Here is an 18,764-nt window from a genome sequence, read left to right as displayed (position 1 = left end):
ATGACACGGCGGACCGAATGGCCGGACGGCCCAGGCCGTCCGGAGCGCCCGGACCGTCCGGACAGCGGCGCCCCCTCCTTGTCGAGGGCCGAGCAGGGGCCGCCGCCGGGCCCGGAGGAGCAGGCGCGGGCAATCTGCCTGCGCCTGCTCACCGGGACCCCGCGCACCCGTAAGCAGCTCGCGGACGCGCTGCGCACCCGGGGCATCCCCGATGACGCGGCACGGGAGGTGCTGTCCCGGTTCGAGGACGTCGGGCTGATCGACGACGCGGCGTTCGCGGAGGCGTGGGTGGAGTCCCGGCACCACAGCCGGGGGCTCGCCCGGCGGGCGCTCGCCCGTGAGCTGCGCACCAAGGGCGTGGACTCCACCCTGATCGACGACGCCGTGGGACAGCTCGACGCCGATCAGGAGGAGCGGACCGCGCGCGAGCTGGTCGTGCGCAAGCTGAGGGCCACTCGTGGCCTGGACCGGGAGAAGCGGATACGCCGTCTCGCCGGGATGCTGGCCCGCAAGGGCTACTCGGAGGGGCTGGCGTTGCGGGTGGTGCGGCGTGCGCTGGAGGAGGAGGGCGAGGACCCGGAGCTGCTGGAGCATCACCTTCCCGATCTCTGAGGACCTTTGAGGACCTCTGAGAGGCCCGGTGGCTCTTGAGAGGCCACCGGCTCCGAGAGGCTCAGGGGCTCCGTCTGGGGTGGTGAGGGTGGGTGACGGCCGTGAGGGCGGGGGACGGCCCCTCAGCTCACCGGGAGCCCCGCCGCGCGCCACGCCTGGAAGCCGCCGATCAGATCGGTCGCCCGCGCCAGCCCCAGTCGGCGCAGCGAGACCGCGGCGAAGCTGGACGCGTAGCCCTCATTGCACACCACCACGACCCGCAGATCGTGGTGGGTGGCCTCGGGCAGCCGGTGGTCGCACTGCGGGTCGAGCCGCCACTCCAGCTCGTTCCGCTCGACGATCAGCGCCCCCGGGATGGTGCCGTCGCGCTCCCGCAGCGCCGCGTACCGGATGTCCACCAGCAGCGCGCCCTCGACCTGCGCCGCCGCGGCATCAAGGGGCTCCAGCCGGTCGAGCTCCTCGCGGGCCTCGGCCAGCAGCTCGTTCACGCTCCGCTTGGTCGTGTTGGTCGTGTTGGTCGTGCCCATCGTGTTTATCCCCACTCCTCGGGCCGCTCGACCTGCTCCAGCCGCAGCGTCTGACCGGTACGGCTGTAGCGCCGCATGAGCGGCAGCGGCGGATAGTAGGCGTGCACCGACACCGCATGCTCGGTGTCGGAGGGGTTGATCACCTCATGCACATGATGCGGTCCGAAGGCCCGGCCCTGCCCGGCGAGCAGCCGCCGTTCGCGGTCCACACCGTCGGTCAGTTCCAGGGTCTTCCAGCCCTCGGTGGGCAGACGCGCGGCGAGTGACTGCTCGTTGAGCTCACCGGCCGCCGAGACGAAGGCGCCATGGGAGCCGCCGTGGTCGTGCCAGCCGGTGCCGGTGCCCGGAGGCCAGCCGATCAGCCAGGCCTCGCTGCCGCCGGGTCCATCGAGGCGCAGCCAGGTGCGGCCTTCCGGATCCAGCGGAAGCGAGGCCACGAGCTCGGCGTCGGCGGCGGTCCGGCGGGCGAAGTCGAGCAGTTCCGCGGCGCTGGGCGGGGCGACGGGCCCGGATGCGGGGCCCGTACCGGGGTCCGTGATGAGATCCGCGGAGGGGCGCACGGGACTGAAGGGGGAAGTGCGTACGTCGGGCACAGAGAACCGTCCTGAATGATCGCGAAAGGGGCGCGGCCGTGCCGCGCGGGCAAGAAGCGGATCAACAGGACGGACGACAGACACAGCCCGCGTAGCGGACCAGGTCCAGATGGACCCTCCGCCAGAAGCGAGGCAAGCAGGTGTCAGTCACGCTGCGAAGTGAATCATGTGCTGGAAAGGAAGGTCAACCGCACCGGCTCGGACCCGGATGCGTGTCCGGACCACGCACGGCCGGACATGAACCACACACGCCCGCATACGGACCACACACGCCCGCAGACGACCCCCGCGCCCGGGACGCGACCAGGCGCGACCAGGCGCGACCAGGCGCGACCAGGTGCGACCAGGTGCGGCCAGATGCGACCAGGCGCGGCCAGGTGTCCGAGTGCGCCCCGGGCGCGCTCCGCTGAGCCCGCGCTTCGCGTGCTTCCCGCACTACCGCCGCGCGCTCGCCTCCGCCGGGGCGCCGCGGGCCGCGATTCCGCCCCGGGCCGCGTCCGCGCACGCGTACAGCGCGCTCGGCCGCACCCCGGAGAGGGCCGCGGTGAGATGGCCGTCCGGCCGCACCAGCAGCACGGTGTGCGCGGGAGCTCCCGGGTACGCCTCGGTGACCAGCAGCTCGGTGCGCAAGGGCAGCGCCGCGACGGCCGCCGCCAGCCGCGGCATTAGCCCGGCGCGCATCCAGTGGCGGCGGTCCCACACCCCGGTGCCGGGGGCGACCAGCACCACCAGCAGCTCCCGCCCGAGCCGCTCCCGCAGCCGTACGACCGAGCCGTCCGGCGCGGTCACCGGCACATCGGCGACCGGTGCCCCGAGCGCGGTGCCCACCGTGACCGAGCCGTCCGGCGGCGCGGCCGGGGCCAGCGGCGAACGGTCGTAGACCGGCGGCGCGCCCAGCGGACCCCGCCCGAGATGACCGTCGGTGAGCAGCGCGTCGTGCCCGCGCGCCCCGCCGGGCCGCACGGTGCGCCGCACCGCGTGCCAGCCGCCGGCCGCCCGCACCAGCGGCAGCGCCTGGTCCGTCGCGCGCAGCCGGGCCCCGACGGCTCCGCGCCGCTCCGCCTGATAGCTGTCGAGCAGGGCGTCCGAGGCCCCGTGGTGCCAGGCGAGGGAGAGTTTCCAGGCGAGGTTGTCGACGTCCCGCAGCCCTTCCTCGAGCCCCTGGGTGCCGAGCGCGCCCAGCAGATGGGCGGCGTCCCCGGCCAGGAAGGCGCGCCCCACCCGCCAGCGCAGCGCGAGCCGGTGGTGCACGGTGTGCACGCCGGTGTCCAGGAGCTCATAGGGGGGCTCGGATTCGCCGCACCACCCCGCGAGGGTGTCGCGCACCCGCACCATCAGGGCGTCGGGGGTGACGAGATCGCGGCCGGGCGGCAGCAGCCAGTCGATCCGCCACAGACCGTGCGGCAGCGGCCGGGCGGTGACCTCGGCGTCGATGCTGCGCCAGGGCGGGGAGCGGTGCAGCAGGGCCTCGCCGGGCCAGGGGAGTTCGGCGCGCAGTGCCGCGACGGCGTGCCGCTCCACCGCCGTACGGCCCGGGAAGCGCACGCCCAGGAGCTTGCGGACGGTGGATCGCGGCCCGTCGCAGCCCACCAGATAGCTGCCCCGCCACCAGGTGGCCTGGGCGCCCCGGGTGCGCACGCCGACGCCGTGGTCGTCCTGCTCCAGGTCGTCGATCCGGGTTCCGGAGACGATCCGGACGAGGTCCTCGTCGCCCACGGCGGCCAGCGAGCCCCGCAGCGCCCGGGTGAGCTCGTGCTGGGGCAGATGCAGCGGTGAGGGCGCCGACGCCGGCTCCGACTCGTCCTCCGAGGACGGCCCGTCGCCCTCAGGAGCGTCCATGGCCTCCGTAAGGCCGCCGTCCCAGCCGCCGGTGCCGCGCTCGGACGGGGGCGGACCGCCGAAGAGGGCGCCGGGAGTGAGGGGCACCTGCCGCACCAGCTGCCGCCGCCGCATCGTGCGCCATCCGGTCCACGGCCGGGTGCGGGCGGTGATCCGGCAGCCCAGCCGCTCCAGCAGGGCGGCGGCGTCCGGGCGCAGCACGACGGTGCGGGCCAGACGGCCCTCCTCGGCCTCCGTGGACTCGTCCAGCAGGATGACGGGCACTTCGAGGCGCGCGAGGGCGAGGGCCAGGGTGAGGCCGACCGGGCCCGCCCCGGCGACGATCACCGGGTCCACGGTGCGGTTCCTGCGGCCCTGCGGGTCGTACGTGACGTACGGAAATTGGCAGTTGAAACCCGGTGAGCGATCACAGAAAGCATGCAACCCACTGCCGCTGCCCGCGTCAAGCGACGAAGGGCGGTGGCGCGTGCGCCACCGCCCTGGTAAGGGTCTCGCTCATCCGCCCGGCTCTCCCGAGCAGCGTTCGCCCGGCTCTCCCCAGCGGCGTCCGCCGGTCGCCCGGACGTCCCCTCAGTTCGTCTTGCCCGCGGACGCGTCCGGAGCGGAAGCCGCCGACTGGTCGACGACTTCGAGAGCGTCGGCGGCCGCGAGCGGCTGCCCGGCGTCCGCGACCCGGATGCCGGTCTTGGCACGCCGGCCGCGCCGCTCGATCCAGGTGGCGAGGGCGGAGAGGGCCAGACACATCGCGATGTAGATGACACCGCCGACGATGATCACCGGGACGTAGGGGTTCTCGTCGTTGACCACGATGTTGCCGGCCAGCTGCTGAAGCTGGAACAGCAGCTCCTGGTAGGTGATGACATAGCCGAGGGAGGTGTCCTTCAGCGTCACCACCAGCTGGCTGATGATGGTCGGTAGCATCGCCCTTACGGCCTGCGGCACCAGGACCGTCATCATGACCTGGGTCTTGCGCATGCCCAGGGCGTACGCGGCCTCACGCTGGCCCCTGGGCACCGAGTTGATGCCCGCCCGCAGGACCTCGGCCTGGACCGAGCCGTTGTAGACGGTAAGGCCGATCACCAGGGCCCAGAAGCCGGTGTTGTCACCGCTGAGCCCCAGGTCCGAGCGGTAGGTCAGGAAGAGCACCCACAGCACGTAGATGGTGATCAGCAGCGGGACGGCCCGGAACAACTCGATGAAGCCGGTCGCGAACCAGCGGACGGGCTTGTGGTCCGAGAGCCGGCCCACGGCCAGCAGCACACCGAGGGCGAGCGAGAGGACCGCCGCGACGGCGAACACCTTCAGGGTGGTGACCACACCGTCGCGGATGCTGGTCCGCACCCCGGCGTAGTTGAAGATGTCCCACATCTCGGGCGCGAACTGACCCTTGGCGTTTAGCCGCATCACCGCGAAGACGATCAGCCCGAGGACGGCCAGGCCGCCGACCACGGAGAAGATGCGGTTCCGGACGCGGGCCTTGGGGCCGGGGGCGTCGTACAGGACGCTCGAGCTCATCGGGCCACCTCCAGGCGGTTCTCCAGCAGCCGGAAGAGACCGCTGATGGCGAACGTGATGACCAGGTAGCACAGCGCGATCCACAGGAAGATCCAGCCGATCGCGAAGCCCTTGTCACTCAGCAGCTTCGAGACATTGAACAGTTCGGTGTTGCTGAATGCCCCGGCGATGGCCGAGTTCTTGGTGAGCGCGATGAAGATGCTGCTCATGGGGGGAATCACGGACCGGGTGGCCTGGGGGAGGACGATCAGCCGGAGGGTCTGGAAGAAGGTCATCCCCAGGCTGCGGGCGGCCTCCGCCTGGCCGAGCGGCACGGTGTTGATACCGGACCGCACGGCCTCGCAGACGAAGGACGACGTGTAGCAGCCCAGCGCCATCATGGCCAGGACGAAGGGGCTCGTCCCCGGGAAGAAGATCTGCGGGATCACGAAGAACGAGATCAGGAACAGCAGGGTCAGCGGGGTGTTGCGCAGCAGCGTGACCCAGGCCGTCCCGAACGCCCGCAGCGGCGGTATGGGCGACACCCGGAAGCCGGCTATGACGACGCCCAGCACGAGAGCCAGCGCCGCACTGGCCGCCGTGATGGAGAGGGTTCCCAGGAACCCCTCCCGGAACTGGGGCAAATGATCGAGAAGTACGTTCATCGATTCTCCGCGGTAGCGGTCAGGTCAGCGGCGTGCGGAGCGCACCGGCTTCGAGGTGAACAGCGAACGGGCGGGCGAAGAGCCTTGCTCGAACGAGCGGACGGATTGCCCTGCTCAGTAGCGCGGCAGGGGCGTCTTCGGCGCGACGTAGGAGGAGCCGGACTTGCCGAGCGTGCCCTCGTACGCCTTCTTGTAGTCGCCGTTCTTGATGTGCTTCTCGAGCGAGTCGGTGATCGCGTCGCGGAGCGCCTTGTCGTTCTTGTTCATGCCGACGCCGTACGGCTCCTCGGTGAACGGCTTGCCGACCACGGACAGCTTGCTCGGGCGCTGGGCGGCGTAGCCCTTGAGGATGGCGTCGTCGGTGGTGACCGCGTCGACCTGGCCGTCGAGCAGCTGCTTGACGCAGAGCGAGTACTTGCTCAGCTCGGTGGTCTTGGCGCCGTACTTCGGCTTCTTGATCTCCTGGAGCGGGGTGGAGCCGACGATCGAGCAGACCTTCTTGCCCTTGATGCTGTCCGGGCCGGTGATCTTGCCCTTGTCCTCCTTGCGGACCAGCAGGTCGGCACCGGCTGTGAGGTACGGGCCCGCGAAGCCGACCTGCTTCTTGCGCTCGTCGTTGATGGTGTAGGTGCCGACGTAGTAGTCGACCTGGCCCTTGGAGATCGAGGTCTCGCGGACGTTGGAGTCCACCGTCTTGAAGCTGATCTTGTCCGCGGAGAAGCCGAGGTCGGCGGCGACCATCTTGGCGATCTCGATGTCGAAGCCGGAGCGCTTGCCCTCGGTGTCCTGGAACCCGAGGAACGGCTGGTCGGCCTTGGCGCCGATGACGATCTTGCCGCGCTTCTGCGCCGCCTTCAGGGTCGGCGAGTCGATCTTCACGTCCTTCGCGACCGTGTAGTCGCCGCTGAAGACCTCGCCGCCCTTCGGCTTGTCCCCGGCGGTGCCCTTCTCGCCGCCACAGGCGGTCGCCGTCGCGGCCAGCGCGAGAACCACCGTGGCCGCAGCGGCCGTCTTACGAATCCTCATGGTGCCCATCCCTCTGTGTTCAGTACGTGGTTCACATACGCAGTGGCGAACGTGGCGCGATCCGCCCGGCCGGTGCGGGCCGGCGGGTCAGCGGGCTCAGTGGTGAAGGATCTTCGACAGGAAGTCCTTGGCCCGGTCGCTGCGGGGGTTGCTGAAGAACTGCTCCGGCTCGGCCTCCTCGACGATCCGGCCGTCGGCCATGAAGACCACCCGGTTCGCCGCGGAACGGGCGAAGCCCATCTCGTGGGTGACGACGACCATCGTCATGCCGTCCCGGGCGAGCTGCTGCATGACCTCCAGCACCTCGTTGATCATCTCCGGGTCCAGCGCCGAGGTCGGCTCGTCGAACAGCATCACCTTCGGGTCCATGGCCAGGGCGCGCGCGATCGCCACGCGCTGCTGCTGGCCACCGGACAGCTGGGCGGGGTACTTGTCCGCCTGAGCGCCGACTCCGACCCGGTCGAGCAGCTTGCGGGCCTTCTCCTCGGCGGCCTTCTTGTCCGACTTACGGACCTTGATCTGGCCCAGCATCACGTTCTCGAGCACCGTCTTGTGCGCGAAGAGGTTGAAGGACTGGAAGACCATGCCGACGTCGGCGCGCAGCCGGGCGAGCTCCCTGCCCTCCTGGGGCAGCGGCTTGCCGTCGATCGTGATGGAGCCGGAGTCGATCGTCTCCAGCCGGTTGACCGTGCGGCACAGCGTCGACTTCCCGGACCCGGACGGCCCGATGACGACGACCACTTCGCCGCGGCTGATGGTCAGGTCGATGTCCTGGAGCACATGCAGCGCGCCGAAGTGCTTGTTGACTCCTGACAACGCAACCAACGCGTTCGCCACCGGTGCGGCGTCCTTGGTCACCGATACTTCGCTCATCGGCGTCTCGCTCCGTCCTCCTCGGTTGGGAGGACACTAATGAGCGCCTGCGACCAGCGTCATTACATCTGAGCTGAAATTGAGGATAACGATATGGCCGCGACGCGACACTCTGCGTGAACGGGACGACGCGCGCCGTACCGGCTGCGTAACGGAAACCAGTGTGTGACCGAATGCGTCTTGACGGCTGCCCGTCGATCGGGGTGGATGCCCTGTGGCCATGTTCGTGGCCGCATTCGAAGACATGGTGACGGGGACGCGTACGGGGCGCGTCTCCCCTGATACGGAAAGGTGGCGGAGGGGCCGGTGAGACTGCTGCTCGTCGAGGACGACAACCATGTCGCCGCGGCACTGTCCGCCATGCTCTCCAAGCACGGTTTCGAGGTCACCCACGCCCGGAGCGGCGAGGAGGCGTTGCAGGCGCTGCTGCCGGACTCCGGTGCCCCCTTCGGCGTCGTCCTCCTCGACCTGGGCCTGCCCGACCAGGACGGCTTCGAGGTGTGCGGCAAGATCCGCAAGCGCACCGCCACTCCCGTGATCATGGTGACGGCGCGTGCCGATGTGCGCTCCCGCATACATGGGCTCAACCTGGGCGCCGACGACTACGTGGTCAAGCCGTACGACACCATGGAGCTGCTCGCCCGGATCCACGCCGTCAGCCGCCGCACCGCCGCCCACGACCCGGGCCATGGCCCCGAGGAGAGCCCGGACGGCTTCCATCCGCCGCTGCGGCTCGGCCCGGTGACCATCGAGCTGCCCACCCGCCAGGTCTCCGTCAACGGCACGACCGTTTCGCTCACCCGTAAGGAGTTCGATCTGCTCGCCCTGCTCGCCCAGCGCCCCGGTGTCGTCTTCCGCCGGGAGCAGATCATCAGTGAGGTCTGGCGCACCAGTTGGGAGGGGACGGGGCGCACCCTGGAGGTCCATATCGCCTCCCTGCGCTCCAAGCTGCGGATGCCCGCCCTGATCGAGACGGTGCGCGGGGTGGGCTATCGCCTCGTCGCCCCGGTCGGCTGAGCGACCGGGGCTCCCTCGGTGCGCACTCGGCTCCTCCCGCTCCTCATCGTCCTCATGGCGGGCGTGCTGCTCGCCCTCGGCTTCCCGCTCGCGGGGAGCCTGGCCGCCCGGGAGCAGCAGCGCGTGGTCGTCGACCGGATCGACGACACCGCGCGCTTCGCCGCGCTCGCCCAGTTCGTGACCGCCGGGCCCTCGGGGGCGGTCGGCACCGAGGGGAACGAGCGGCTGGACACCCTGCGCGCCGAGCTCAAGCGCTACCACGATCTGTACGGCATCCGGGCCGGGGTCTTCTACCGGGACCGGGACGCACCGCCCATGGCCGAGGCGCCCGGCGGCTGGCGGCTGGCGGACACGGGTGAGAGCGCCCAGGCGTTCGACGAGGCCCTCGCCGGGCGCCGCAGCCACGATCCGCTCCAGGTGTGGCCCTGGCAGCGGGGCAGGCTCACCGTGGCCTCCCCTGTCGTCCGCGACGGGGACGTGGTGGCCGTCGTCGTCACCGACTCGCCCACCGGCCAGATGCGGTCGCGGATCCTGCACGGCTGGCTGGTGATCGGCGCGGGCGAATGCGCCGCGATGCTGCTGGCCGTCGGCGCCGCCTTCCGGCTCACCGGATGGGTGCTGCGGCCCGTGCGCGTCCTGGACACCGCGACCCATGACATCGCGACCGGGCGGATGCAGTCACGCGTCGCGGCCGCCTCCGGGCCCCCGGAGCTGCGGCGGCTGGCCCGCTCGTTCAACGAGATGGCCGACAACGTCGAGCAGGTCCTGGAGCAGCAGCGGGCGTTCGTGGCCGACGCCTCCCACCAGCTGCGCAATCCGCTCTCCGCGCTCTTGCTGCGCATCGAGCTGCTGGCGCTGGAGCTGCCGGACGGCCATGAGGAGATCGCCTCGGTGCGGGCGGAGGGCAAGCGCCTGGCCAGCGTCCTGGACGATCTGCTCGACCTCGCCCTGGCCGAGCACTCCGCCGCGGACCTGCGGCTCACCGATATCGCGGAGCTGGCGACCGACCGGGTGGACGCCTGGCTTCCGGTGGCCGATCGGGGGGAGGTCGGGCTCGCTTACACCGGCCCCGCGGCGATCACCGGCTGGGCCGATCCGGTGGCCCTGTCCAGCGCACTGGACGCCGTCGTCGACAACGCGCTGAAGTTCACGCCAGAGGGGGCGCATGTGGAGGTCTCGGCGCGCACGGAGGGCGACACCGTGGCGATCGTCGTCGCCGACGGCGGCCCGGGCCTCACCGAGGACGAACTCGCCCGCATCGGCGACCGCTTCTGGCGCAGCAGCCGCCACCAGAACGTCTCGGGCTCGGGCCTGGGCCTGTCCATCACCCGCGCGCTGCTGACGGCGGGCGGGGGCACGATCCACTACGCGCCCAACGAGCCCTGCGGTCTGCGCGTGACCATCACGGTGCCGCGGACGGGGCCCGGTGAGACCGTGACGACCGTAAGGACGTGACGCGGGCCGGTGCGGACCGTGAGGCGGGCCCAGAGGGACGTGAGTCGGGCCGTAAGGACGCGAGGCGGAACGTAACGACGTGAGGCGGGCCGTGCGGACCGTAAGGCCGCTCGCCGCTCAGTCCCGGGGCTTGCGCCAGACGATGCTGTAGCGCCACAGGACGTGACGGCGGTACCGCGAGCCGGGGAGGAGCTCGGCGGCCAGCGCCCGCATCTCCGGATAGGTCACCGGTGGCGGCCATACGACGGGGGACGGGTGGTCCCAGTGGCCCTTCCTGGCGCGGTGGACGCTACCGACGGCGACGGCGGCGAGGACGCGCGGCAGATCCCTGGGCATGGAGTTCCGGGCGAGACCGACGACGGCCAGGACCCCGCCGGGCCGCAGCAGGTCGCGCATGCGGGCCAGCCCGGTGGCGGCGTCCATGTGGTGCAGAGCGGCTACCGACGCGATGACGTCGAACGAGGCGGGCTCGAAGGGATGGCTCAGGAAGTCGCCGTGGACGTAGTCGACGTCGTCCCCGTACGCACGTCCCTGCTCGAGCCCGGCCGCGTCGAGGTCGATCCCGGTGACGTGCGGCACGGTCCGCCTCAGCTCGCGGGCGAGCATGCCCTCGCCGCAGCCGACGTCGAGGGCGCGCCGGGCGCCCTCGGGGACCGCGTGGAGGATGCGAGGGTGGTAGTGGATGTTGTGGTTCCACCGCCTGCCGTTCTTCACTGTCATGTGAAGATCCTGCCGGACCGGAGCGGCGGCGGCCCGGACTACGGCTTGACCGAGCGGTAATAGCGGGCCGCGCCCTTGTGGAGGGCGAGGGGGTCGGTGAAGACGGCGGTCCGCAGGTCCACCTTCTGGGCGGCGTGCACCTTCGCCCCGATGCGGTCCCGGTTCTCTATCACCGTGCGGGTGACGCCCTCTGCCAGATCGGGGGCCACCCGGTCCGTGGTGACCAGGAGGTTCGGTACGGCGATCGTCTTGACCGGCTCCGGCCTGCGTATCTCCTCGTACGCGTCGGCCGGCACGGTGGCCGCCCGGTAGTAGCGGGTCACCCCGCCCTGCCGGTGCAGCGGGCCGGTGAGGTCGCCGAGCTGGACGAGCCGGATCGGGTAGGCGTGGGCCAGGGTGCGGACCGCGGATGTCGGGAGCCCGCCCGACCAGAAGAAGGCGTCGAGCTTGCCCTGCCGCAGCAGCTTCGGCATGGCGTCGATGCCGACCCGCTCGGCCCGGATGTCCCGGTCGAAGTCGAGCCCGGCGGCCTTGATCAGCGCGCGGGTGATCAGCTGCACGCCCGAGCCGTCGCCGCCCACCCCGACCCGCAGATGCTTCAGATCGTGGGCCGACTGCACGGACGAGCCCCTCGGCACGACCAGCTGCATGTAGTCGTCGTACAGCCGGGCGCAGGCCCGCAGCCGCCCCGCTCCCGCACCCTGGTAGGCGGCGACGGCGTCGGTGGCGGCGATGGCGAAGGTGGCTCTGCCCCGGGCCAGCCGCTCGACGTTGTCCGGGGACCCCCTGGACCGCTCCAGCCGCACATCGACATCGGGGAGGTCCCGGGCGAGGTCCTGCTCGAGCATCCGGCCGTAGGTGTCGTAGACCCCGGTGGATACCCCCGTCGCGAACGTCACCCGGCCGCTGGGCGAGGGGCCACCGCCCGACGCCAGCAGCCACCACAGCAGCAGCCCGAGGGCGACGAGGCCCGCGGCGGCTGACTGTAGGGCGCGGCGCCGGTCCAGGCGCGGAAGGGTGAGGGCCATGGCGAGGATCCTGCCAGGCCCGCTGATGTGAGGGGAGGGGCGAGCCGTCACGGAAGGGCGGAGGCGAGTCGCGGATCCCGTCGTGCCCGCCGCCCGCTCATCTGCCGGAGCGCAGGGCCCGCGACAGACCCAGGGCCGCCGTCCGGACCGCCGGCGCCAGCTGCGCCGGCCGGAAGCGGCCGCGGGGCACGGCCACCGACAGGGCCGCCACCGAGGTCGGCCCGTCGAAGACGGGAGCCGCGATGCAGCTGACCCCCGGGGCCGCCTCTTCCTCCTCGTAGGCCAGACCCGCCACCTGGGCCTGCTCGACGGCGGTGCGCAGCCGGTCCGGATCGGTGATCGAGTGGGGGGTGAGAGCGGGCAGCGGCGCGACCAGGACCTCCTCGACCAGCTCGGAGCCCGAGAACGCCAGAAGCGCCTTACCGACGCCGGTGCAGGTCAGGGGCAGTCGGCCGCCGATGCGGGACGGCAGCCGAAGAGCGTCGTGGCCATGGATGCGCTCGACGTAGACCACCTCGTGGCCCTCGCGCACCCCGAGGTGCACGGTCTCGTGCGTGGCCTCGAAGAGGTCCTGGAGGAACGGCAGCGCGGCCTCCCGCAGATCGCGTCGGCGCGGGACGAGTGAGCCCAGTTCGAAGAGCGCGCCTCCGAGCCGGTAGGTCTCGGCGTCACGTTCGAGCAGGCCGAGCCGGACCAGATCGGCGCAGAGCCTGAACACGGTGGTCTTGGCCAGCCCCGTGCGCGCGGACAGTTCTGTGAGACGGAACGCGCCGCCATCGGGGCGGAAGCAGCCGAGCACTGCCATGGCCTTGTCGAGCATGTTGCCCTGTGCGTTGTTCCGTGTCATGGAACACAGTGTGCTCGGTGCCGGGCCGTCGGCCCACCCCGGCGGACCGGTCGGTGGGCCGGTCCACCGCCCGGCAGAGGGGCTTCTGTGAGCGCCTACCCTTGTTGGGTGACCATCAGCAGCGACCGGAGCCCGGCAGTGGACGTTCAAGCACCCAAGAGCTACGAGATCCGCACCTACGGGTGCCAGATGAATGTCCATGACTCCGAGCGGCTCTCGGGCCTCCTGGAACAGGCGGGCTATGTCCGCGCGCCCGAGGGCACCGGCGAGGGCGAGGCCGACATCGTCGTCTTCAACACCTGCGCGGTGCGGGAGAACGCCGACAACCGGCTGTACGGCAACCTCGGCCGGCTCGCGCCGATCAAGGCCCGGCGGCCGGGCATGCAGATCGCCGTCGGCGGCTGTCTGGCCCAGAAGGACCGCGACACCATCGTCAACAAGGCCCCCTGGGTCGACGTGGTCTTCGGCACCCACAACATCGGCAGCCTGCCGGTGCTGCTGGAGCGCGCCCGCGTCCAGGAGGAGGCCCAGGTCGAGATCGCCGAGTCCCTGGAGGCATTCCCCTCCACGCTGCCGACGCGGCGGGAGTCCGCGTACGCCGCATGGGTCTCCATCTCCGTGGGCTGCAACAACACCTGCACCTTCTGCATCGTCCCGGCGCTGCGCGGCAAGGAGAAGGACCGCCGCCCCGGCGACATCCTCGCCGAGGTGGAGACCCTGGTCGCCGAGGGTGTCACCGAGATCACCCTGCTCGGCCAGAACGTGAACGCGTACGGCTCCGACATCGGCGACCGCGAGGCGTTCAGCAAGCTGCTGCGCGCCTGCGGGAAGATCGAGGGCCTGGAGCGGGTCCGGTTCACCTCACCGCATCCGCGCGACTTCACCGACGACGTCATCGCCGCCATGGCCGAGACGGAGAACGTGATGCCGCAGCTGCACATGCCGCTTCAGTCCGGCTCGGACACCGTGCTCAAGGCGATGCGCCGCTCGTACCGGCAGGAGCGCTACCTGGGCATCATCGAGAAGGTGCGCGCCGCGATGCCGGACGCCGCCATCTCGACCGACATCATCGTCGGCTTCCCCGGGGAGACCGAGGAGGACTTCGAGCAGACGCTGCACGTGGTGCGCGAGGCGCGGTTCGCCCAGGCGTTCACCTTCCAGTACTCCAAGCGGCCCGGGACGCCCGCGGCCGAGATGGAGGACCAGGTGCCCAAGGCGGTCGTCCAGGAGCGCTACGAGCGGCTGGTCGCCCTCCAGGAGGAGATCTCCTGGGAGGAGAACAAGAAGCAGGTCGGGCGCACGCTGGAGGTGCTGGTCGCCGAGGGTGAAGGCCGTAAGGACGACGCCACGCGGCGGCTGTCCGGCCGCGCCCCCGACAACCGTCTGGTGCACTTCGCGCGGCCCGAGGAGCCGGTGCGCCCCGGTGATGTCGTCACCGTCGACATCACCTATGCCGCCCCCCACCATCTGCTGGCCGAGGGCCCGGCCCGGGGCGTGCGGCGCACCCGCGCCGGAGACGCCTGGGAGCGGCGGAACGCGCCCGAGGAGAAGAAGCCCGCGGGTGTGATGCTGGGCCTGCCGACGGTGGGCGCCCCGCCGCCGCAGCCGGCCGCGCCCACCGCGGGCTGCGGCTGCGACTGAGCGCCCGGCTAGGCTCACGATCATGCTGATCGCCGCCGCCGTCTGCCCGTGTCCGCCGCTGCTGGTGCCCGAGGTCGCCGCCGGAGCCGCCCCCGAGCTGGACGGGCTGCGCGCGGAGTGCTTCGAGGTCATCCACGCCCTCGCGGCGGCGCGTCCGGAGCGCCTGATCGTGCTGGGGCCCGCCGATCGCGCCGGGCGCGGGCCGCATGCGCAGGGCGCGGCCGGCTCGTTCCGCGGCTTCGGCGTGGAGGTGGATGTGCGGCTCGCCGCGCCGGTGGCGGGGGAGTCCGGCTGCGAGGACGCCGCGGACGGCGGGTCATCGCGCTCGCTGCCGACGTCGCTGACGGTCGGCGCCTGGCTGCTGGAGCACGCGGGGTGGGACCCGGCGGTGCCCGTCGAGGGGCTGGGTGTGGGGGAACCTCTCGCGGCCGAGCGGTGTATTCACGTCGGAAGGGAGCTCGCCGGGCGGGCGGAGCGGGTCGCGCTGCTGGTGATGGGCGACGGCACCGCATGCCGCACGCTGAAGGCGCCGGGCTATCTCGACGAGCGGGCGGCCGCGTTCGACGCCGAGGTGGCGCGGTCGCTGGCGGCCGCCGACACCGGGGCGCTGGCCGCGCTCGACGAGGAGTTGGCGTACGAGCTCAAGGCGGCTGGTCGCGCGCCGTGGCAGGTGCTCGCGGGGGCGGGCGAGGGGGTGCGCCTGAAGGGGGAGTTGCGGTATGACGAAGCGCCGTACGGCGTGGGGTATTTCGTGGCGAGCTGGTCGTCATAGGCCGCTCGCGGCCGTGGAGCCCACGCTCCACGGCCGCGTACCGGCGGGGCCGGCCGGTCCGGGCCCGGCATCGCCCGCCCCCGTCTTCTGTGCGTTGTCTGCTTGGCCGGTCTTATGCGTCGCCCTTGTGCCTGGGCTTGCGCTCGTCCATCTGCGAGAGGCGGTTGAGAGCGTCCTTCGCCTTGCCCGTGCCAGTCTCGATCTTGGCGCTGTACTTGCCCTTGGTCCTGGTGTCGACCGACTTGGCCGCCTTCTCCAGGCCCCGCCCGATCCGGGCCTCGTGCTGCTGCGCGAAGCTGCCGGCCTTGCCCTTCATCTGACCGGCCTTGGCCTTGAGATTGTCCATCAGGCCCATGTGCCACCTACCCTCGTCGGTTGCCTATGCGCGGGCGCTCTCGCCGGTCTCGCTGTCGGCCGCCTCGGCCGCGGATTGCTGCTTGGGGATCCCGGCGCCTTCACCCGCCGGGTTCTCCTTCCCGCTCCGCGCGGCCTCAGCCCCATCGGCGGTCCCGGACTCGGTCTTCGCCGTCATGGCGTCGGCCGTGGTCTGGGCGTCACGCACCGGGGGTGCCTCCTCGGACGAACGGCTCGCCTCCTTCGACGCACGACGAAACCTGGAAAACACGCCCATATCTACTCCATACCTTACTCGTGTGGGCGAAACTCGCGTGGCCGAAATCCCGTGCCGCCCGGAGTGTCCCCTGGTGCGATGCGCGGTGACCGTGCGGCGCGCGGCGGCCGATTCCCCGAACCGGCCCTGGGAGCCTCGCAACAGGCAACGAACCCGGCGGCGCCCCGTCACGTCGCTCATTCGAGACGCCCCCGGGGTATTTGCGAGACTGGCCCGGTGAATACAGCAGGCCATCCGCCGCGAGTCATCGCCGTCGTCGGCCCCACGGCGGCCGGAAAGTCCGATCTGGGCGTCGCACTCGCCAGACACCTCGACGGCGAGGTCGTCAACGCCGACTCCATGCAGCTGTACCGGGGCATGGACATCGGCACCGCCAAGCTGACGGAGGACGAGCGGCAGGGGGTGCCGCACCGACTGCTGGACATCTGGGACGTCACCCAGACCGCGAGCGTCGCCGAGTACCAGCGGCTGGCCCGCGCCGAGATGGACCGTCTGCTCGCCGAGGGCCGCACCCCCGTCCTGGTCGGCGGCTCCGGCCTCTACATCCGCGGGGCCATCGACGCCCTCGAGTTCCCGGGCACCGACCCCGCCGTCCGGGCCCGGCTCGAGGCCGAGCTGGAGGAGCGGGGCTCCGGGGTTCTGCACGCCCGGCTCGCCGACGCCGACCCCGAGGCGGCGCGCGCGATCCTGCCCAGCAACGGCCGCAGGGTGGTCCGGGCACTGGAGGTCATCGAGATCACCGGCCGCCCGTTCACCGCCAATCTGCCCGGACACGAGGCCGTCTACGACACGCTCCAGATCGGCGTCGACGTCGAGCGGCCCGAGCTGGATGAGCGGATCGCCCTGCGGGTGGACCGGATGTGGGACGCCGGGCTGGTCGAGGAGGTCCGCCTGCTGGAGGACGCCGGGCTGCGCTCCGGCCGTACCGCCTCCCGCGCACTGGGCTATCAGCAAGTGCTCGCCGCGCTCGCGGGAGAGTGCGGCGAGGAGGAGGCGAGGGCCGAAACCGTGCGCGCCACCAAGCGGTTCGCACGCCGTCAGGACTCGTGGTTCCGCCGCGATCCCAGGGTCCACTGGCTCAGCGGAGCGGCCGACCGCAGAGGGGAACTCCTGGCGAGCGCGCTCGCGTTGATTGAACGGGCGGTCACAGCCTGATCACGTCATGGCATCGGGAAGCTCAGCTCGTCATTCGGGCACCGGCGGGCATGCCATCATCAAGCTCCGATCGTGCCGTGGTGTCTGGAGTTGGGAGGGCGTGTGGCGATGGAGGCCGGCCCTCGAGACGCATCGCAGCAATCGCCGCACGGAGACGCGCGGCCGCTGACCCCGGACGGCCCCGATGAGGCCGGAGGGCTCCACGAACCCGGCGCACCGCTCCTCGATGACGGCTCCGAGGGAGAGGTCGGCGCGGGCTCGGTCTCCGGGGAGTCGTTCCGGGAGCTGCGCCCGCCGCGCCGGCTGCGGATCTGGCAGATCGCGCCGATCGTCGCCCTCGCCATCCTCGGCTCGCTGATGTTCGCCTTCCCGCTCGCCTTCGAGTTCGGTGACGGAGGGGCGGTCGTGGCCATGCTCGGCCTGCTGCTGAGCTGCTGCGCGGCGGGCTGGGGCCTGATGGCCGCCCGCCGGGTGGGCTACACCTGGCCGGGCCTGCCCCCCAGAGGCTCCGGACGCCGCCCGGACTGGCGCTTCGTCATGCTCTATGTGGCGATCGTGGCGCTGCTGGCCGCCCTCACCTTCTGGCGGGTGGCCCGCCTCCGCTGAGGCTCCGCTGGAGGTGTCGCGATGCGTCGTCGGCCGCCCGCGGCGCCGTCGTGGCTGGTCGCGCCCGCGCGGCGGAGCCGCACATCGACACAGCCCCGCGCCCCCTCGGAGCGCTGCCCGAACCCGTAGCGGACTTCCTCCGACCTGCTGAGGCCCTCCGGCCAGTGTTCCCCCGGGCAGGCCGGGCGCCGGGGGCCGGTGCGGGCGGAGCCCCGTAGGATCGAGGGATGAGCACCGCACCACGGCTGGCCTTCCTGAAGGGGCACGGCACCGAGAACGACTTCGTCATCGTCCCCGACCTGGACGGCCGTCTTGAGCTGTCCGCGGCCACCGTCACCCGGATCTGTGACCGCCGCGCCGGTATCGGCGGTGACGGCCTGATCCGCGTCGTGCGGTCCTCGGCACACCCCGAGGCGCGGGCCATGGCCGACCAGGCCGAATGGTTCATGGACTACCGCAACAGCGACGGCAGCATCGCCGAGATGTGCGGCAACGGGGTTCGCGTCTTCGCCCGGTACCTCCAGCGCGCCGGGCTGGTCGAGGCGGGCGATCTCGCCATCGCCACCCGGGCCGGGGTGCGCCGGGCCCATATCGCCAAGGACGCCGGTGACGCAGCCCGACCGGGCGAGGCCACGGCCGGGCCCGACGGCCCGATCACCGTGGTGATGGGCGAGGCCACGCTGCCCGAGCCCGGCCCCGACGGGGAGATCACGGTCACGGTCGGTGACCGCAGCTGGCCCGCGCGCAACGTGAACATGGGCAATCCGCACGCGGTCGCCTTCGTCGACGACCTCGCCCAGGCCGGTGATCTGCTCACGGCCCCCGCCGTGCGCCCCGCCGCCGCGTACCCCCACGGCACCAACGTCGAATTCGTCGTCGACCGCGGCCCGCGCCATGTCGCGATGCGCGTGCATGAGCGCGGCTCCGGCGAGACCCGTTCCTGCGGCACCGGCGCCTGCGCCGTGATGGTCGCCGCCGCACGCCGTGACGGGGCCGATCCGGCGGTCACCGGCCACCCCGTCACGTACACCGTGGACGTTCCCGGAGGGCGGCTTGTCATCAGCGAACGGCCGGACGGTACGGTGGAGATGACCGGCCCTGCCGTGATCGTGGCCGAGGGGGAGATCGATTCCTCTTGGCTGGGCACGGACCTCGGCTGACACTTCCCTCGAATGGGTGATCCGTTTCACTCTGGGCGAGAGCCGGTCGGCCGTGCGTGATGGGCTCGATAGCATCAAGCACCGGCCCCGGGGGAGTACCCAC

21 protein-coding genes are annotated in these 18,764 nt (G+C 71.8%); 8 read left to right on the top strand and 13 right to left on the bottom strand.

Annotated features, from left to right (window positions below; translation table 11 throughout):
- Nucleotides 1-612 (top strand): recombination regulator RecX, encoded by a 612-nt coding sequence (gene recX / locus ABD329_RS28875; RefSeq protein ID WP_198275746.1) that lies wholly within the window; start codon nt 1-3, stop codon nt 610-612.
- A gap of 122 nt (nt 613-734) precedes the next feature.
- Here the strand turns inward: recX and ABD329_RS28870 are convergent, their stop codons facing one another.
- From ABD329_RS28870 to ABD329_RS28835, 8 genes are all read right to left on the bottom strand, one after another.
- On the bottom strand, nt 735-1,139 hold the full coding sequence (locus ABD329_RS28870; RefSeq protein ID WP_198275747.1) for a rhodanese-like domain-containing protein: 405 nt from the start codon (nt 1,137-1,139) through the stop codon (nt 735-737).
- Nucleotides 1,140-1,144: 5 nt separating this feature from the next.
- Nucleotides 1,145-1,678, bottom strand: a complete 534-nt coding sequence (locus tag ABD329_RS28865; protein ID WP_198275759.1) for a cupin domain-containing protein — start codon at nt 1,676-1,678, stop codon at nt 1,145-1,147.
- A 115-nt stretch (nt 1,679-1,793) separates the two neighbouring features.
- Nucleotides 1,794-1,883 carry a putative leader peptide gene (locus tag ABD329_RS28860; protein ID WP_309471148.1) on the bottom strand — a complete coding sequence of 30 codons (90 nt, stop codon included), beginning with the start codon at nt 1,881-1,883 and terminating at the stop codon, nt 1,794-1,796.
- A 284-nt stretch (nt 1,884-2,167) separates the two neighbouring features.
- Nucleotides 2,168-3,907 (bottom strand): FAD-dependent monooxygenase, encoded by a 1,740-nt coding sequence (locus ABD329_RS28855; protein ID WP_198275748.1) that lies wholly within the window; start codon nt 3,905-3,907, stop codon nt 2,168-2,170.
- Nucleotides 3,908-4,141: 234 nt separating this feature from the next.
- Nucleotides 4,142-5,086: an amino acid ABC transporter permease gene (locus tag ABD329_RS28850; protein WP_198275749.1), complete on the bottom strand. Its 945-nt coding sequence runs from the start codon at nt 5,084-5,086 to the stop codon at nt 4,142-4,144.
- Nucleotides 5,083-5,730 (bottom strand): amino acid ABC transporter permease, encoded by a 648-nt coding sequence (locus tag ABD329_RS28845; RefSeq protein WP_020868017.1) that lies wholly within the window; start codon nt 5,728-5,730, stop codon nt 5,083-5,085. The genes ABD329_RS28850 and ABD329_RS28845 overlap by 4 nt, the downstream gene beginning before the upstream one ends.
- Before the next feature lie 114 nt (nt 5,731-5,844).
- A complete protein-coding gene (locus tag ABD329_RS28840) occupies nt 5,845-6,756 on the bottom strand; it encodes a glutamate ABC transporter substrate-binding protein (RefSeq protein WP_198275750.1) in 912 nt (303 codons plus the stop codon).
- 96 nt (nt 6,757-6,852) lie between these two features.
- Nucleotides 6,853-7,629 carry an amino acid ABC transporter ATP-binding protein gene (locus tag ABD329_RS28835; RefSeq protein WP_198275751.1) on the bottom strand — a complete coding sequence of 259 codons (777 nt, stop codon included), beginning with the start codon at nt 7,627-7,629 and terminating at the stop codon, nt 6,853-6,855.
- A 306-nt stretch (nt 7,630-7,935) separates the two neighbouring features.
- Here ABD329_RS28835 and ABD329_RS28830 point away from each other — a divergent pair, with 306 nt between their 5' ends.
- A complete protein-coding gene (locus tag ABD329_RS28830; protein ID WP_198275752.1) occupies nt 7,936-8,646 on the top strand; it encodes a response regulator transcription factor in 711 nt (236 codons plus the stop codon).
- A gap of 18 nt (nt 8,647-8,664) precedes the next feature.
- Entirely contained in the window at nt 8,665-10,101 is a 1,437-nt protein-coding gene (locus tag ABD329_RS28825; RefSeq protein WP_198275753.1) for a sensor histidine kinase, read from the top strand.
- A 117-nt stretch (nt 10,102-10,218) separates the two neighbouring features.
- On the opposite strand, the gene ABD329_RS28820 is transcribed toward ABD329_RS28825, so the two are convergent.
- From ABD329_RS28820 to ABD329_RS28810, 3 genes are all read right to left on the bottom strand, one after another.
- Complete coding sequence (locus tag ABD329_RS28820; RefSeq protein ID WP_198275754.1) at nt 10,219-10,821, bottom strand: class I SAM-dependent methyltransferase; 603 nt, start codon at nt 10,819-10,821, stop codon at nt 10,219-10,221.
- A gap of 38 nt (nt 10,822-10,859) precedes the next feature.
- A complete protein-coding gene (locus ABD329_RS28815; protein WP_198275755.1) occupies nt 10,860-11,849 on the bottom strand; it encodes a TAXI family TRAP transporter solute-binding subunit in 990 nt (329 codons plus the stop codon).
- Nucleotides 11,850-11,946: 97 nt separating this feature from the next.
- Nucleotides 11,947-12,669, bottom strand: coding sequence for an IclR family transcriptional regulator (locus ABD329_RS28810; RefSeq protein ID WP_198275760.1), 723 nt, complete (start codon nt 12,667-12,669; stop codon nt 11,947-11,949).
- 135 nt (nt 12,670-12,804) lie between these two features.
- Between ABD329_RS28810 and miaB the strand changes: the two genes are divergently transcribed.
- Together miaB and ABD329_RS28800 are read left to right on the top strand one after the other, a co-directional pair.
- Nucleotides 12,805-14,337 (top strand): tRNA (N6-isopentenyl adenosine(37)-C2)-methylthiotransferase MiaB, encoded by a 1,533-nt coding sequence (gene miaB, locus ABD329_RS28805; RefSeq protein WP_198275756.1) that lies wholly within the window; start codon nt 12,805-12,807, stop codon nt 14,335-14,337.
- Between the two features lie 22 nt (nt 14,338-14,359).
- Nucleotides 14,360-15,109, top strand: coding sequence for a class III extradiol dioxygenase subunit B-like domain-containing protein (locus ABD329_RS28800; RefSeq protein WP_344317128.1), 750 nt, complete (start codon nt 14,360-14,362; stop codon nt 15,107-15,109).
- 112 nt (nt 15,110-15,221) lie between these two features.
- Here the strand turns inward: ABD329_RS28800 and ABD329_RS28795 are convergent, their stop codons facing one another.
- Both ABD329_RS28795 and ABD329_RS28790 read right to left on the bottom strand, forming a co-directional pair.
- Nucleotides 15,222-15,464, bottom strand: coding sequence for an antitoxin (locus ABD329_RS28795; RefSeq protein ID WP_198281352.1), 243 nt, complete (start codon nt 15,462-15,464; stop codon nt 15,222-15,224).
- Nucleotides 15,465-15,488: 24 nt separating this feature from the next.
- On the bottom strand, nt 15,489-15,671 hold the full coding sequence (locus ABD329_RS28790) for a gliding motility protein (RefSeq protein ID WP_309142925.1): 183 nt from the start codon (nt 15,669-15,671) through the stop codon (nt 15,489-15,491).
- A gap of 285 nt (nt 15,672-15,956) precedes the next feature.
- On the opposite strand from ABD329_RS28790, the gene miaA reads away from it, so the two are divergent.
- From miaA to dapF, 3 genes are all read left to right on the top strand, one after another.
- Nucleotides 15,957-16,895, top strand: a complete 939-nt coding sequence (gene miaA, locus ABD329_RS28785) for a tRNA (adenosine(37)-N6)-dimethylallyltransferase MiaA (RefSeq protein WP_198281350.1) — start codon at nt 15,957-15,959, stop codon at nt 16,893-16,895.
- Nucleotides 16,896-17,003: 108 nt separating this feature from the next.
- Nucleotides 17,004-17,501: a hypothetical protein gene (locus ABD329_RS28780; protein WP_198281353.1), complete on the top strand. Its 498-nt coding sequence runs from the start codon at nt 17,004-17,006 to the stop codon at nt 17,499-17,501.
- Nucleotides 17,502-17,728: 227 nt separating this feature from the next.
- Nucleotides 17,729-18,661 (top strand): diaminopimelate epimerase, encoded by a 933-nt coding sequence (gene dapF / locus ABD329_RS28775; protein WP_198281349.1) that lies wholly within the window; start codon nt 17,729-17,731, stop codon nt 18,659-18,661.
- Nucleotides 18,662-18,764 lie beyond the last annotated feature (103 nt).

The sequence above is a fragment of the Streptomyces javensis genome, assembly GCF_039525925.1.
Lineage (GTDB): Bacteria > Actinomycetota > Actinomycetes > Streptomycetales > Streptomycetaceae > Streptomyces > Streptomyces asiaticus.
This window is presented reverse-complemented; position numbering and strand designations above follow the sequence as displayed.

Coding starts and splice junctions, on each gene's coding strand:
- ABD329_RS28800 (WP_344317128.1), top strand. CDS start 14,360: ATGCTGATCGCCGCCGCCGTCTGCCCGTGTCCGCCGCTGCTGGTGCCC.
- ABD329_RS28850 (WP_198275749.1), bottom strand. CDS start 5,086: ATGAGCTCGAGCGTCCTGTACGACGCCCCCGGCCCCAAGGCCCGCGTC.
- ABD329_RS28870 (WP_198275747.1), bottom strand. CDS start 1,139: ATGGGCACGACCAACACGACCAACACGACCAAGCGGAGCGTGAACGAG.
- ABD329_RS28840 (WP_198275750.1), bottom strand. CDS start 6,756: ATGAGGATTCGTAAGACGGCCGCTGCGGCCACGGTGGTTCTCGCGCTG.
- ABD329_RS28795 (WP_198281352.1), bottom strand. CDS start 15,464: ATGGGCCTGATGGACAATCTCAAGGCCAAGGCCGGTCAGATGAAGGGC.
- ABD329_RS28835 (WP_198275751.1), bottom strand. CDS start 7,629: ATGAGCGAAGTATCGGTGACCAAGGACGCCGCACCGGTGGCGAACGCG.
- ABD329_RS28820 (WP_198275754.1), bottom strand. CDS start 10,821: ATGACAGTGAAGAACGGCAGGCGGTGGAACCACAACATCCACTACCAC.
- recX (WP_198275746.1), top strand. CDS start 1: ATGACACGGCGGACCGAATGGCCGGACGGCCCAGGCCGTCCGGAGCGC.
- ABD329_RS28810 (WP_198275760.1), bottom strand. CDS start 12,669: ATGCTCGACAAGGCCATGGCAGTGCTCGGCTGCTTCCGCCCCGATGGC.
- ABD329_RS28845 (WP_020868017.1), bottom strand. CDS start 5,730: ATGAACGTACTTCTCGATCATTTGCCCCAGTTCCGGGAGGGGTTCCTG.
- ABD329_RS28815 (WP_198275755.1), bottom strand. CDS start 11,849: ATGGCCCTCACCCTTCCGCGCCTGGACCGGCGCCGCGCCCTACAGTCA.
- dapF (WP_198281349.1), top strand. CDS start 17,729: ATGAGCACCGCACCACGGCTGGCCTTCCTGAAGGGGCACGGCACCGAG.
- ABD329_RS28780 (WP_198281353.1), top strand. CDS start 17,004: ATGGAGGCCGGCCCTCGAGACGCATCGCAGCAATCGCCGCACGGAGAC.